At 71.7% G+C, this 12,473-nt stretch carries 13 protein-coding genes; 3 read left to right on the plus strand and 10 right to left on the minus strand.

From position 1 onward, the window contains the following. Positions 1–489: 489 nt before the first annotated feature. The 6 genes from ABZW18_RS26520 to pqqA are packed head-to-tail and all read right to left on the minus strand — an operon-like array spanning position 490 to position 4,815. Positions 490–1,677 carry an acyl-CoA dehydrogenase family protein gene (locus ABZW18_RS26520; RefSeq protein ID WP_356191873.1) on the minus strand — a complete coding sequence of 396 codons (1,188 nt, stop codon included), beginning with the start codon at positions 1,675–1,677 and terminating at the stop codon, positions 490–492. Positions 1,678–1,734: 57 nt separating this feature from the next. After that, complete coding sequence (gene pqqE / locus ABZW18_RS26525) at positions 1,735–2,835, minus strand: pyrroloquinoline quinone biosynthesis protein PqqE (protein ID WP_356191875.1); 1,101 nt, start codon at positions 2,833–2,835, stop codon at positions 1,735–1,737. Further along, the gene (gene pqqD / locus ABZW18_RS26530) at positions 2,832–3,089 is read right to left on the minus strand and encodes a pyrroloquinoline quinone biosynthesis peptide chaperone PqqD (RefSeq protein ID WP_356191877.1); all 258 of its coding nucleotides are present in this window, start codon (positions 3,087–3,089) and stop codon (positions 2,832–2,834) included. The genes pqqE and pqqD overlap by 4 nt, the downstream gene beginning before the upstream one ends. Next, positions 3,086–3,772 (minus strand): pyrroloquinoline-quinone synthase PqqC, encoded by a 687-nt coding sequence (pqqC, locus tag ABZW18_RS26535; RefSeq protein ID WP_356191879.1) that lies wholly within the window; start codon positions 3,770–3,772, stop codon positions 3,086–3,088. Before pqqC ends, pqqD begins: the two co-directional genes overlap by 4 nt. Continuing rightward, positions 3,769–4,668, minus strand: a complete 900-nt coding sequence (pqqB, locus tag ABZW18_RS26540; protein ID WP_356191882.1) for a pyrroloquinoline quinone biosynthesis protein PqqB — start codon at positions 4,666–4,668, stop codon at positions 3,769–3,771. The genes pqqC and pqqB overlap by 4 nt, the downstream gene beginning before the upstream one ends. 9 nt (positions 4,669–4,677) lie before the next feature. Continuing rightward, a complete protein-coding gene (pqqA, locus tag ABZW18_RS26545) occupies positions 4,678–4,815 on the minus strand; it encodes a pyrroloquinoline quinone precursor peptide PqqA (RefSeq protein ID WP_356191885.1) in 138 nt (45 codons plus the stop codon). A 793-nt stretch (positions 4,816–5,608) separates the two neighbouring features. On the opposite strand from pqqA, the gene ABZW18_RS26550 reads away from it, so the two are divergent. Beyond that, positions 5,609–6,655 carry a PQQ-dependent sugar dehydrogenase gene (locus ABZW18_RS26550; protein WP_356191902.1) on the plus strand — a complete coding sequence of 349 codons (1,047 nt, stop codon included), beginning with the start codon at positions 5,609–5,611 and terminating at the stop codon, positions 6,653–6,655. Between the two features lie 127 nt (positions 6,656–6,782). Here ABZW18_RS26550 and ABZW18_RS26555 read toward each other — a convergent pair whose 3' ends face one another. Genes ABZW18_RS26555 through ABZW18_RS26565 form a run of 3 tightly spaced genes read right to left on the minus strand, consistent with a single transcriptional unit; the run spans position 6,783 to position 9,219 of the window. Next, on the minus strand, positions 6,783–7,550 hold the full coding sequence (locus tag ABZW18_RS26555) for a polysaccharide deacetylase family protein (protein ID WP_356191888.1): 768 nt from the start codon (positions 7,548–7,550) through the stop codon (positions 6,783–6,785). Beyond that, the gene (locus ABZW18_RS26560; protein WP_356191904.1) at positions 7,544–8,413 is read right to left on the minus strand and encodes a DMT family transporter; all 870 of its coding nucleotides are present in this window, start codon (positions 8,411–8,413) and stop codon (positions 7,544–7,546) included. The genes ABZW18_RS26555 and ABZW18_RS26560 overlap by 7 nt, the downstream gene beginning before the upstream one ends. A gap of 20 nt (positions 8,414–8,433) precedes the next feature. Then, the gene (locus ABZW18_RS26565) at positions 8,434–9,219 is read right to left on the minus strand and encodes an SDR family oxidoreductase (RefSeq protein ID WP_356191890.1); all 786 of its coding nucleotides are present in this window, start codon (positions 9,217–9,219) and stop codon (positions 8,434–8,436) included. Positions 9,220–9,410: 191 nt separating this feature from the next. Between ABZW18_RS26565 and ABZW18_RS26570 the strand changes: the two genes are divergently transcribed. Both ABZW18_RS26570 and dhaK read left to right on the plus strand, forming a co-directional pair. Beyond that, positions 9,411–10,505 carry a galactosyldiacylglycerol synthase gene (locus ABZW18_RS26570; protein WP_356191892.1) on the plus strand — a complete coding sequence of 365 codons (1,095 nt, stop codon included), beginning with the start codon at positions 9,411–9,413 and terminating at the stop codon, positions 10,503–10,505. 156 nt (positions 10,506–10,661) lie between these two features. After that, positions 10,662–11,654 (plus strand): dihydroxyacetone kinase subunit DhaK, encoded by a 993-nt coding sequence (dhaK, locus tag ABZW18_RS26575; protein ID WP_356191895.1) that lies wholly within the window; start codon positions 10,662–10,664, stop codon positions 11,652–11,654. A gap of 66 nt (positions 11,655–11,720) precedes the next feature. Here dhaK and ABZW18_RS26580 read toward each other — a convergent pair whose 3' ends face one another. Further along, entirely contained in the window at positions 11,721–12,203 is a 483-nt protein-coding gene (locus tag ABZW18_RS26580; RefSeq protein ID WP_356191898.1) for a nuclear transport factor 2 family protein, read from the minus strand. Positions 12,204–12,473: the final 270 nt, after the last annotated feature.

Raw genomic sequence — 12,473 nt, forward strand, 5'->3', positions numbered from 1 at the left:
GCATTGGCCCGGCACCACCCTTGAGCCGAGTGATCGGACAGCGCATGACATCGTCCACGTCCCCCATCGGAGCTAGTCCGGTGGGGAGTTGCCGGGCAGTGACTCAGGGGTCGCGGAGCGTGCGCGAAGAGAGACCCCACTGTCGGGTCGATTCTCGTGTGGAGCGACGTCACGCAGGGCGAACATCTACTCAGCCCGACAGTCAAGGCCCTGCGTCGAAGTGGCACCGACGCGCGCAAAGCCTCAATTACGCAGGCATTTACTACAGGGACCTCCGCCAGCCGCGACTCATCCTCCGCCAACGCCTCGATCACTACGCGTCGCTCCTGGCGGAAGCCTGCGACGAAGAGCGTCCCCTGCAGATCGCGGTTGACGAGGCCATCGAGAACTGACCGTTCGCGGCATGGCGCCGGCCTGCGGCACGCTGGAGACGATCACGGTGCCAACCATCCGTGTTTTATGCCAACTGTAATTGCCCGTCACACCCGGTCAGCGGCGTACACGCGGCATCCCCAGCCCGATCCAGGAGATGATCTCGCGCTGGATCTCGTTGTTGCCGCCGCCGAAGGTGAAGATCACGGCACTGCGGTAGCCGCGCTCCAGCTCGCCGTGGAGCACGGCGGCCGCCGAGCCCTCCTTGAGGGGTCCCGCCGCGCCGACGATCTCCATCAGCCAGGCGTAGGCGTCGCGGCGGGCCTCGCTGCCGTAGACCTTGACGGCCGAGGCGTCCTGCGGGGTGAGCGAGCCCTGCTGGAGGGCGTCGACCATCTGCCAGTTGAGCAGCTTCATGGCGTCGAGCCGGGTGTGCGTACGGGCGAGGCGGCCGCGGACCCAGCCGAGGTCGATGACCCGGCGGCCGTCGGCGAGCTTGGTGTCGGCGGCCCAACGCTGGATGTCCTGGAGTGCGCGGATGGCCATGGTGCCGTGGGCCGCGAGGGTGACGCGCTCGTGGTTGAGCTGGGTGGTGATCAGCCGCCAGCCCTGGTTCTCCTCGCCGACGCGGCGGCTGACGGGGACTCGGACGTTCTCGTAGTAGCCGGCGGTGGTGTCGTGCGAGGCGAGGGTGTTGATGAGCGTGCAGGAGTAGCCGGGGTCGGTGGTCGGGACGAGCAGGATGGTGATGCCCTTGTGGGGCGGTACTCCCTCTTCGACCGGGGCGGTGCGGCAGGCGAGCCACACCCAGTCGGCGGTGTCGCCGTTGGTGGTCCAGATCTTCTGGCCGTTGACCACATAGCCGTCCCCGTCCCGGACGGCCCGGGTCTTCAGGGAGGCGAGGTCGGTGCCCGCGTCGGGTTCGCTGTAGCCGATGGCGAAGTCGAGCTCACCGGAGAGGATTTTCGGCAGGAAGTACGCGCGCTGTTCGTCGGTGCCGAACTGCATGATCGTCGGGCCGACGGTGTTCAGCGCCATCAGCGGCAGCGGTACGCCCGCCTGGGCGGCCTCGTCGAAGAAGATGAACTGCTCCATCGGGCTCATCCCGCGCCCGCCGTACTCGGTGGGCCAGCCGACGCCGAGCCAGCCGTCGGAGCCGAGACGGCGGATGGTCCGGCGGTAGAACTGCTTCCGGTCCGCGGGCCGGAGGTAGCGGGAGTGGGCGTGGTCGGGCACCAGCTCGGCGAAGTAGGCACGCAGCTCTGCGCGCAACTGCTGCTGCTCAGACGTGTATTCGAGGTGCACGGCCCCTCCTGGAGTGTCATGGTCCCTGCGGGCGCGCACAGACTAGAACTCGTTTCACTAATCTGGAAGGGGTCCGGGCTTGCGATAGACGTACACGGGTGAAGGGCCGGCGTCACCGGCGGATCCGTCCACCATCGCGCGCAGGAGCGCGTGGTCGCGAGACAGCCCGCAGGCGGGGTCGGTACGGGCGGCATCCCCGGTCAGCGCGTACGCCTGGCAGCGGCAGCCGCCGAAGTCGGTGTCCCGTTGGGAGCAGCTGCGGCACGGCTCGCTCATCCAGTCCGTGCCCCGGTAGGCGTTGAAGGCGTGGGAACGATCCCAGATCCAGTCCAGCGGACGGTCACGGATGTTCGGCGGGTCAAGGCCCGGCAGGGTGGCGGCCGCTGGGCACGGCAGGACGGTGCCGTCCGGGGCCACGGTCAGGGAGACGGCTCCCCAGCCGCCCATGCACGGCTTCGCCACGCCGTCGAAGTAGTCGGGGACGACCCACACCAGATCGGTCCGCCCGGCGAGCTGCGCCCGCCGGCGTTGGACGGTGTCCCGGGCGCGGGCGAGCTGGTCGCGGGTGGGCAGGAGCGCGGTGCGGTTGCGCAGGGCCCATCCGTAGAACTGGGTGTTGGCCAGCTCGATCCGGTCCGCTCCCCAGGCCAGGCCGAGTTCGACGATTTCGTCTACCGCGTCGAGGTTGTCGCGGTGCAGCACGACGTTGAGACCCAGCGTCAGACCCGCGTCCCGTACGAGGGCGGCGGCCCGCTCCTTCACCGCGAAGGACCGGCGGCCGGCGACCCGGTCGGAGGCCTCCGGCTCGGCGTGCTGCACCGACAGCTGGACGCTGCGCAGCCCCGCACCGACCAGCCCCGCGAGCCGGTCCTCGTCCAGCCCCGTTCCGCTGGTGACGAGCTGGGTGTAGATCCCGGCGGACTCGGCAGCGGTGACGATCGGCTCCAGGTCGGGGCGCAACAGCGGTTCGCCGCCCGACAGATGGGTGTGAACGACGCCGAATGCGCCCGCTTGCCGCATCACCTCTTCCCACTCTCCGGTGGACAACTCGCGTGAACGGCTGACCAGTTCGAGTGGATTGGAGCAGTAGGGGCAGTGCAGTGGGCAGGCGTGGGTGAGCTCCGCGAGCAGGGCCCACGGGCGCGCCGGAGCGGTCACCGCAGCCAGCCCTCCTCGCGCACCCGGTCGAGGAACTCCGGGACCTCGGTGGCCACGGGCGCGCCGGGGAAGCGCGCCTCCAGTTCCTGGACGATCTCGTCGACCCCCCGGCACCCGTCGCAGAGCCGGATGACGCTGCCCGCCGGGTCGTTCAGCACCACGACCCGCTCCGGCAGCACCAGCAGTTCCGCCTGGCGCACTCGGTCGTACCGGAGCACGACCGCGGGTGAGAGGGCGGGCCGCCACTCGCTCACGGCTGCTCCTTGGCGTCGGCGTGGTCCACGGCGTCGAGCAGCGACCACAGCACGTCGCATTTGAAGACGAGGGCGGCGACGGCCCTCTCCTGGTCCTCCTCGGAGCGTGCCCAGGACAGCACGAGACCGAGCGCTTCCCCGCTGTCCTGGCGGCCCTGGGTCTCCCGGGTACGGAAGTAGGCGAGCCCGCCGGTGTCGATCCACGGATAGTGGCGTTCGAACGCCTCGATCCGGGTGCGCATGATGTCCGGGGCGGACAGCTCCGTGAGGGAGGCGGCGACAGCCTCCAGCGGACCGCGCAGCCGGCAGAAGTTGACGTAGCCGTCCACGGCGAGCCGCACGCCGGGCAGCACCGCCTCGCCGGACAGCAGCTCGGAGGGGGCGAGCCCCGCGGCCTCCCCCAGTCGCAGCCAGCGTTCGATGCCGCCCTCGCCGTCGGCCTGTCCGTCGTGGTCCTGGATCCTGCGCAGCCACATTCTGCGCAGCCGGGAGGTGTGCAGCTTGGCGGTGATCAGTGCGTCCTTGACGGGGATGTGGCGCTGGTAGTGGAACCGGTTGCGGATCCAGCGGCGCAGCTCCTCGCGGGTCAGCTCACCTTGGTGCATCCGTACGTTGAAGGGGTGGCGGTCGTGGTAGCGCTCCTGCGCCACGGCCCGCAACCGATCCTCGAACGCTGTGCTCACAGCTCGATCACCATCCTGTCTGCGGCCACCTCGATGCCCCGCTCGGCCAGCAGCTTGTGCTGTGGGGCGGCGGGGTCGACGAGGGGATTGGTGTTGTTGAGGTGGGTGTAGAGACAGCGGGCGCCCAGCGGCGCGAGGCGGTCCGCGGTGCCGCCCGGCCCGTCGATGGGCAGGTGTCCCATTCCTGTCGCGGTGCGTTCGGAGATACCGGTGCGCCGGGGCTCCTCGTCGTCCCAGAAGGTGCCGTCGACGATCACGCAGTCGGCGGCGGCGACGGCCGCCTGGAGCGCGTCCGGCCAGCCGGCGAGCGCCGGTGCGTAGACCGCTGTGGCGCCGGTGTCCCGGTCGGTCAGGCACAGGGCCACGACCCAGGTGTCGTCCTCGGGGCCGGTTCCGGCCGCATACCGGGGGCGTTTGCCGGAGACGGGGACGGCGCTGACCATGATCCCCGCGTCCCCGGTGAGCGGTTCGGGCCGATGGAGCGGCATTTCCCGCCAGTTGAGCGAGGTGTAGGGGCCGAGGACCTCCCCCAGGTGCAGCCGGGTGAGCAGCGCCCGGCGTACGGCTCCGGTGGCGAGCAGCTCCAGTCCCCGGGCCTCGCGGAGCCGGGCGATGCCCAGGGTGTGGTCGAGTTCCGCGTCGGTGAGCAGCAGCCCCGCCAGTGGAGTCCGGCGCGCGCCGGGGCCGGGGTGCAGTGCCGGGCAGTCCTCGATCTGGTCACCGATGTCCGGGGTCGCGTTGACGATGTACCAGTGGCCCTCGGAGGCCTGTACGGCGAGCGAGGCGTGGCGGCGCCGCCGGTGTGGGTGGGCGCGCGCCCCGGAGCACCCGGGGCACGCGCAGTTCCACTGGGGCAGACCGCCGCCCGCCGCGGTGCCGAGCACATGCAGCAGCACGGCGGCGGACTAACGGCTGCTCAGGGCATAGGCGGTGACCTCGAGTGCTGTCTCGACGACCTGGTAGTCGGGTGTCTGCCAGCCGGTCTCCCCGGTGGTGCCGGAGGGCTGCGCCTGCTCCGCGGCCTGCGTTACGGATCCGGTCATGAGCCGTACCTGCCTTTCGAGTTGGGTTCTCCGTTGATGGCGATGCCGGTGAAGGTCACGTCATCGGCGTACGTCTGCGCGTTGGGCCCGGCCTTGTCATGAACCGCTCCTCGCGGGAGCGGGTCCGGCCATCACCGTGCCGATGGCAACCAGTACGGCGCTCAACCAGGCGGATAACCGTCGGCTCGTTCTCCGGCTCATGGGGCCCCTTCCCCGGGGCTGTCGGTGCTGAAGGAATCCGTTCGGCTGCGCTGCGCCCTGTTGCAGAATCGCGATGCGACGGGTCACGGTCAATGGGCTGAACGAGGATATTGCTCCGACCTCTGACGCGCGCAGTAATTCCCCAGCCACACTCGACCTCGACGGCGCAGCCACACCTCCTACCTCCCACGTCGATATCGCCAGCATCGACAGATCTGTTGACGTATTAGGAAGGTTTCCTTACGGTCCCTCCATCAACAGCGCTTCACCCGCACAGCACTGCCCACCCCCCACCCTGGCCCACCCAGGGCATTCACTGGGCTGAACAGGAGTCAGTCGGGAGAAACAGCGTCGCCGACCACCGGCGGACCGGGCTCGACATGTGGCGCGGCAAGAACTACCTGCGGCCCGAGTGGGGCATCTACCGCGGCCTGGACAGCGGCGGGCTCCGGACGACGTACATGCTCACCCGCAACGTCAAGGCGTACCAGCTCCAGTAGGAGGATGCTCGATGACAGGACAACCAGGCTCCACACGTCCCTTAGCGCGCACTCTGATCGCCACCGCGACCGCCACCGCGACCGCCGCCGCGATGGCCGCCGGGCTGCTCGTCTCGGTGGCCGGAACCGGAACCGCGGCGCAGACGCCGCCCGGCAACCGCGCCGACTCGGTGCCGTCGGGCATCAAGACGGTCTCGTCCGGCTGGACGATCCCCTGGGGCATGAGCTGGCTGCCCGACGGATCCGCGCTGATCAGTGAGCGGAACTCGTTCAAGGTCTTCAAGCTCACCCAGTCGGGCACCAGGACGCAGGCCGGCACGGTGCCGAACGTGGTGACCACCGGCGGTGAGGGCGGCCTGCTCGGTGCCGCCGTCTCGCCGAACTGGAACAGCGACCACTACGTCTTCTTCATGCACTCCGCCGAGGACGGCAACCGGATCGCCCGGATGACGTACGACGGCACCTCGCTCAGCGGATACACATCGCTGGTCACCGGCATCAAGAAGAACAAGTACCACAACGGCGGCCGCATCAAGTTCGGCCCCGACGGCTATCTGTACGCCACCGCCGGCGACGCGCAGACCCAGGATCTCGCCCAGAGCAAGAGCTCGCTCAACGGCAAGATCCTGCGGATGACGCCCGAGGGCAAGCCGGCCCCGGGCAACCCGTTCGGGACCCTCGTCTACTCCTACGGCCACCGCAATCCGCAAGGTCTCACCTGGGACGCGCAGGGCCGGCTGTGGTCCTCGGAGTTCGGCGCCGGCACATACGACGAGCTCAACCTCATCGAGCCGGGCAAGAACTACGGCTGGCCGGTCTGCGAGGGCACCTGCTCCACCTCCGGCATGACGGACCCCGAGCGCCAGTGGCCGGTGGGCCAGGCCTCGCCCAGCGGGGTCACCTACGCCGACGGCGCGCTCTACATGGCGGCCCTCCGGGGCGAGCGCCTGTGGCGCATCCCGGTCAACGGCACGAGCACCGGGACCCCGGCCGCGTACTACGTCAACTCGTACGGACGGATGCGCACCGTCGAGACGCTGCCGGGCAAGAACGCCCTGTGGCTCTCCACGACCAACGCCGACGGCAACGGCGGCGAGCCGGCCGGCTCGGACAAGGTGTTCCGGATCGACCTGGGGTAGGTCCTCCGGGCCTCACGTCGCCGGCGAGCGTTCGCGCCTCGCTGACCACGGCGGGGCCCGAACGGCGTGCTTCAGTGGGCCAGTTGCTCGTTCATGAGCAGGGAGGCACGCGGACCGTGGAGATCGTTCACGAGGCATTGCGGGCGAAGCGCTCGGCGATCCCGTGCTCGGCGATCCCGTGCTCGGCGAGCGGTCCGACGGTCAGGCCGAGCGCACGGCAGCGGGAGATCAGGCCGGGGAGGGCTCCCAGCGAAGCGCGCCACGCGTCCGGGGCGCTGGTGCAGTCCGAGTCGTGCAGTACGACCGTCCCTCCGCCCCGCAGCGTCTTCGCCAGCTCGGCCAGCACGGTGTCCGGCCGGGCCCGCGCCGTCCAGTCGCGGCCCCAGGCCGACCACAGCACCGGCTGGAGCCCGGCCAGGCGCGCGGCCGCCCAGCGCCCTCCGGTGAGGATGCCGTACGGGGGCCGGTACCACAGCGGCTGTCTTCCCCCGATACGGCGGACGGCGTCCGCGGCCCGCTTCACGTCGCGCAGATCGCGCACCGGCCTGGGGTACCAGGGCGCCTCGTGGTGCCAGCCGTGGACGGCGAGTTCGTGTCCCCCGTCGACGATCTGCCGCCCGATGCCGGGGCACCGCTCCAGGGCACTGCCGAGTACGAAGAACGTGGCCCGTACGGAGTGCCGGTCCAGCGCCTCGAGGAAGGACGGGGTGCTGCGGGGGTCGGGGCCGTCGTCGAACGTCAGCGCCACATGGCCCGGGTCGCCCTGTCCGTCCAGCGCCGGGCTCAGCGCGCGTCGTACGGCGGGCAGCCAGGTGGCCGCGGGGCCGATGTGCCACCCGGCAGCCGCGAGGGCGGCCCCCGCGACCGCCCGGCGGGCCTGGTCCGCCGTCACCACAGCTCCTCGTCGCTGCGGCCCGTCACCAGGGGGGACCTGGCCAGTTGGATGCTGCCCAGGACGACCAGGGCGAGCGCCAGCGCCTCGGGCACGACCCACCGGCCCAGGACGACGGTCTCGTCGAACAGCACGGCGCCGAGAAAGACACTGAGGAGCGCGTCACCCAGGGTGAGGGCGGGCTGCGAGGCCACCAGCGTGCCGGCCCGGAGGGTGGCTTGGAGCAGGAGGAAGCTGGACAGCCCGGCACCGGCCGTCGCGTACGTCTGCCATGCCGTCAGCAACGCGTCCACACCGCCGGACAGCCGGCCGATCGCGTCCTTCATCAGCGCCGCGGTGCAGGAGAAGCCGATGGCTGTGGCCGTTCCGAGCACCGCGGCCCTTGGCGCGGACGGCAGCCGCCGCGACACGGCGATCAGTACAAGGACGACCACCGACACGAACAGCGCCACCCAGGGCCATCTGCCCGCCGGCACGCCCGAGTGACCCTTCGCGGGCTCGGCCATCACCAGGAAGGCCGCCAGTCCGGCAGCCATGGCGGCGAACGCCCACCAGGTCCGGGCGTCCGGCCGGCGGCGGAAGACGACGCTCCCCACCGCCAGTGTGAACAGCAGTTCGGTGGTCATCACGGGCTGTACGACGGCGAGCGGCCCCGCGGCGAGGGCGGCCGCCTGGCAGGCGCCCGAGAGGGCGAGCAGACCAGTTCCCCACAGCCACACGGGCCGGTGCACGAGGCGGCGGAGCCAGGAGAGCCTCGCGTCGGAGCTGCTGGGCTTGTCCTCGGCGGCCGCCCGGCGCTGCAGTACGGAGGCCGCGGCGTTGCCGAGCGCGGCCAGCAGCGCCAGAGGGATGGAGAGCGCCGTCAACACGCCGTGGACCCGTGCCGTCAGCCGAAGCGTCTGGCCAGTGTGCGGAACACTCCGGGAGCCGCCCCGTGCACCCGTGCGGGCATGCCGAGCCAGGACGGGACGAAGACGTTCTCCCGCCCGGAGACGAGAACCTCCCGTACGGCGTCCGCCGCGCGCCCCGCGGGCACCGGCCGCGGCCTGCTGCGGTGGTACGGCACCCCTCTGCGGTTGAAGAACGGGGTGTCCACCGCGCCCGGCAGGACCATCGACACCCGGACGCCCGTGCGGCCGAGCTCGTAACGCAGGCTGTCGGCAAAGGCCATGAGGCCGCCCTTCGTGGCCGCGTACACCGCTTCCTCACGCACCCCGACGCACCCCGCCATGGAGCCGATCAGCACCACCCGGCCCGCGCCGCGGGACACCATCCCCGGCAGGAGGAGCCGCACCAGGTGCAGCACCGCGGACAGATTGACCGTCAGCAACCGGTCGATGGCCTCGGCGGGCATCCCCACGAACGGGCCGGCCCAGCCGATCCCCGCTCCGGCAATGAGTGCGTCGACCCGGCCGGCGTGCTCCTCGGCCTGACGGGCCAGCCGCTCGCGGGAGCGGTCGTCGGCGAGGTCCGCGGGCAGGGCGGTGCCCGAGGTCATCTTCGCCACCAGGGCCAGCCGGTCCTCGTCCCGTCCGTTGAGCAGCAACCGCCAGCCGCCTTCGGAGGCGAGCCGCTCGGCGACTGCGGCCCCGATGCCGGAGGATGCACCCGTGATGAGCACCACGGGTCGTTCCGCGCCGTCACCGGGCCGGCGCCGGGACCTGTCGAGCATCGTCGTCCTCCGGATCCTCGGAAGCTGGGCCCTCCCAGCGTGGGGAAGCTGGGCCCCTCCAGCATCCTGGCTACCCGGCGGGACCGCCTCTTCACAGCCGCCCGGCCGATCCACCCGAACAGCACGATTCAGCGCCCGCCGACTGCGGCATTCAGCCCTTCGGCAGCGCCCCTTCCGACCTCAGGAGTCCCATGGAACGGCGATTCGTGGTACTCAGCGCGAGCATGGGCGCCGGCCATGACGCGGTGGCGGGCGAACTGGCGCACCGGCTGCGGGAGCGGGGGCACGACGTCCTGGTGACCGATGTCCTGGCGCTGCTGCCGCCGGGCACGGGGCCCGCCCTGCGCAGCTTCTACCGGGCGACGGTGCGCCACGCCCCGCAGCTGTACGCCGCGATCTACGCGGCTTTCCTCTCGCCGGGCCGGAGGCCCAGTCCGGGCAGCTCGCCCCTGGCGGCGCTGGCCGAGCGCCGCCTGCTGGACGTGGTGGAGAGCCGGCGGCCCGACGCCGTGGTCTCCACGTTCCATCTGGCGGCGCAGGTCACCGGTCGGCTGCGGGCCCGCGGGGCCCTGCGGATTCCCAGCACCGTGGTCGTCACCGACTTCGCCGTGCACCGCGGATGGCTGCACCCCGGGAACGACCTGCACCTGTGTGTCACCGAGGCGGCGGCACGGGCCGCGCGTACGGGCACGGGCAGGCCGGCCGCAGCCCCCGGCCCGGTGGTGTCCTCGTCCTTCCACACGGCAGCGACGGCTCCCTCCCCGCGCCGCCCGACCACGCTCGAGGGCCACGCTCCGGGCCGCTCACCGGTCCTCGTCTCGGCGGGCGCCTGGGGGGTGGGCTCGGCACTGGAGACCACCGCGCGGCAGCTCCGGGACATCGGCTGTCTCCCGGTCGTGCTGTGCGGGCGGGACGAGCGGCTGCGGCGCCGGATGGCCCGGGTGCCGGGCGTATCGGCCCTGGGCTGGGTGGAGGACATGCCGGGCCTGATGGCGGCCGCCCGGGTCCTGGTGGACAACGCGGCCGGTCAGACCGCGGTGCAGGCGCTCGCCGCGGATCTCCCCGTGGTCGGCTACCGCCCCATTCCCGGCCACGGGGCCGAGGGGGTACGGGAAATGGCGGCGGCGGGTCTCGCGACGTACGCCTCCGACCCCGGGGAGCTGCTCCGGACGGTCGAGGAGCTCATCCGGCCGGGCCCCGCCCGGTACCGGCACATCGCCCTGGGGAGGTCCGCGTTCACCGGGGACGCCGCGCGGCTGATCACGGATCTGGCCGACGCGCGCTGACCCGTCCCGGGCGAGAACGGGGGCCGGACGTGTGCATCCGATCGTCTTTGGGGATGCCCCCGCCGACGGGCCTCGCGATACTGAGCCTGTCCCACCGTACGAGTCACACAGCAGCGCCCAGGTTCGGACTGCGAGCCAGGCCGATCGGAGGTACCCATGAAGATGCTGATCAATGTGCCGGAGACGGTGGTCGCCGACGCGCTGCGCGGAATCGCGGCCGCGCACCCGGAGCTGACCGTGGACGTCGAGCACCGGGTGATCGTCCGTCGCGACGCCCCGGTCGCCGACAAGGTCGGTCTCGTATCGGGCGGCGGGTCGGGTCATGAGCCGCTGCACGGTGGTTTCGTCGGGCCGGGGATGCTCGACGCGGCCTGTCCCGGTGAGGTGTTCACCTCGCCGGTGCCCGATCAGATGGCGCGGGCGGCGGCGGCCGTGGACAGCGGCAAGGGCGTGCTGTTCATCGTGAAGAACTACACGGGCGACGTGCTGAACTTCAACATGGCCGCGGAGCTCGCCGAGGACGAGGGCATCCAGGTCGCCAGTGTGCTGGTCAATGACGACGTCGCCGTGACCGACAGCCTCTTCACGGCGGGCCGGCGCGGTACCGGGGCCACCCTGTTCGTGGAGAAGATCGCGGGTGCGGCGGCCGAGGAGGGCGCGCCACTGGAGCGGGTCGAGGCGCTGGCCCGGCAGGTCAACGAGTCCTCCCGCAGCTTCGGCGTGGCGCTGAGCGCCTGCACCACGCCCGCCAAGGGCGGCCCGACGTTCGACCTGCCGTCCGGGGAGCTGGAGCTGGGCATCGGGATCCACGGCGAGCCGGGCCGGGAGCGGCGCCCCATGATGACGTCGCGGGAGATCGCGGACTTCGCCGTCAACGCCGTGCTCGAGGACCTGCGGCCGGAATCCCCCGTCCTCGCACTGGTCAACGGCATGGGCGCGACGCCGCTGCTGGAGCTGTACGGGTTCAACGCCGAGGTGCAGCGGGCGCTGGTGGAGCGCGGGGTGACCGTCGCCCGTACGCTCGTCGGCAACTACGTCACCTCGCTCGACATGGCAGGCTGCTCGGTGACGCTGTGTCAGGTCGATGAGGAGATGCTGCGGCTGTGGGACGCGCCGGTGGCGGCCCCGGGCCTGCGCTGGGGGCGGTAGGCGGGGCGGTGTCCCCCGGCGAGGCGACCGGAGGCAGCGGACCGGAGACGGCGATCGGAGCGGCGGTCACAGGCCCCGTGCGGCGAGGTAGGGATCGAACTCCTCGCCCCGCTGGGTGTCCTCGAAGACCACGTAGTGCGTCAGCTTTCCCCAGCGGGCGTGGCCGTAGATGACGCCCTCGTTCGTGTAGACGGTCTCGCCGGTCTCGTCCTCGCAGTAGTCGTGGAAGCGCAGGCAGACCCGGGTCGCCCAGGGCGGCCCGGAGACCATGACGTCGTCGAACTCGATCCTCAGTCCGGCGTCGACGAACCTGCGCAGCCACTTCTCCACTGCCTGCTTTCCGTTGAACTCCCCGGCCCAGGAGCTGCGTCCGGGGAAGACGAACCGTACGTCCTCGGCGTACGCGCGCAGTTGCGGCCCGAGGTCCCCCTCGCCCAGGCGCCGGGCGTTGTAGCGCACCATGGCGCCCACGGCCGCGCCGTACAGCGCGGGCAGCGCGGCCCCCACGATGACCGCTGCGGCGACGGCTGATCGGCTCCTGCCCGGCATCCCGGGTCCTCCTCGCTGTGGGCGGCGTATCTGCAGGGCACCGTAGCCCGTCCAGGACTGCGCGCACCCGTGCAAGGGGCCCGGGCGACATGGAGTGGCCGCGCTGTGGTGTCCCGCCCACCGGGCGGACGCTGCCGGAACTCCCCCGATGCGGCGACGCGGTGAGGCCCCGTGTCCCGCTCGAAGTGGTGAACCGGACGGCGGACCGTACGTCAGGTGATGCGGCCACGGGTACGGCCGCTGGGTGCTGCCGTGGGGGGGGCGCCGCCC

The sequence above is a fragment of the Streptomyces sp. NPDC004647 genome (genome assembly GCF_040609575.1).
In the GTDB taxonomy this organism is placed as follows: Bacteria; Actinomycetota; Actinomycetes; order Streptomycetales; family Streptomycetaceae; genus Streptomyces.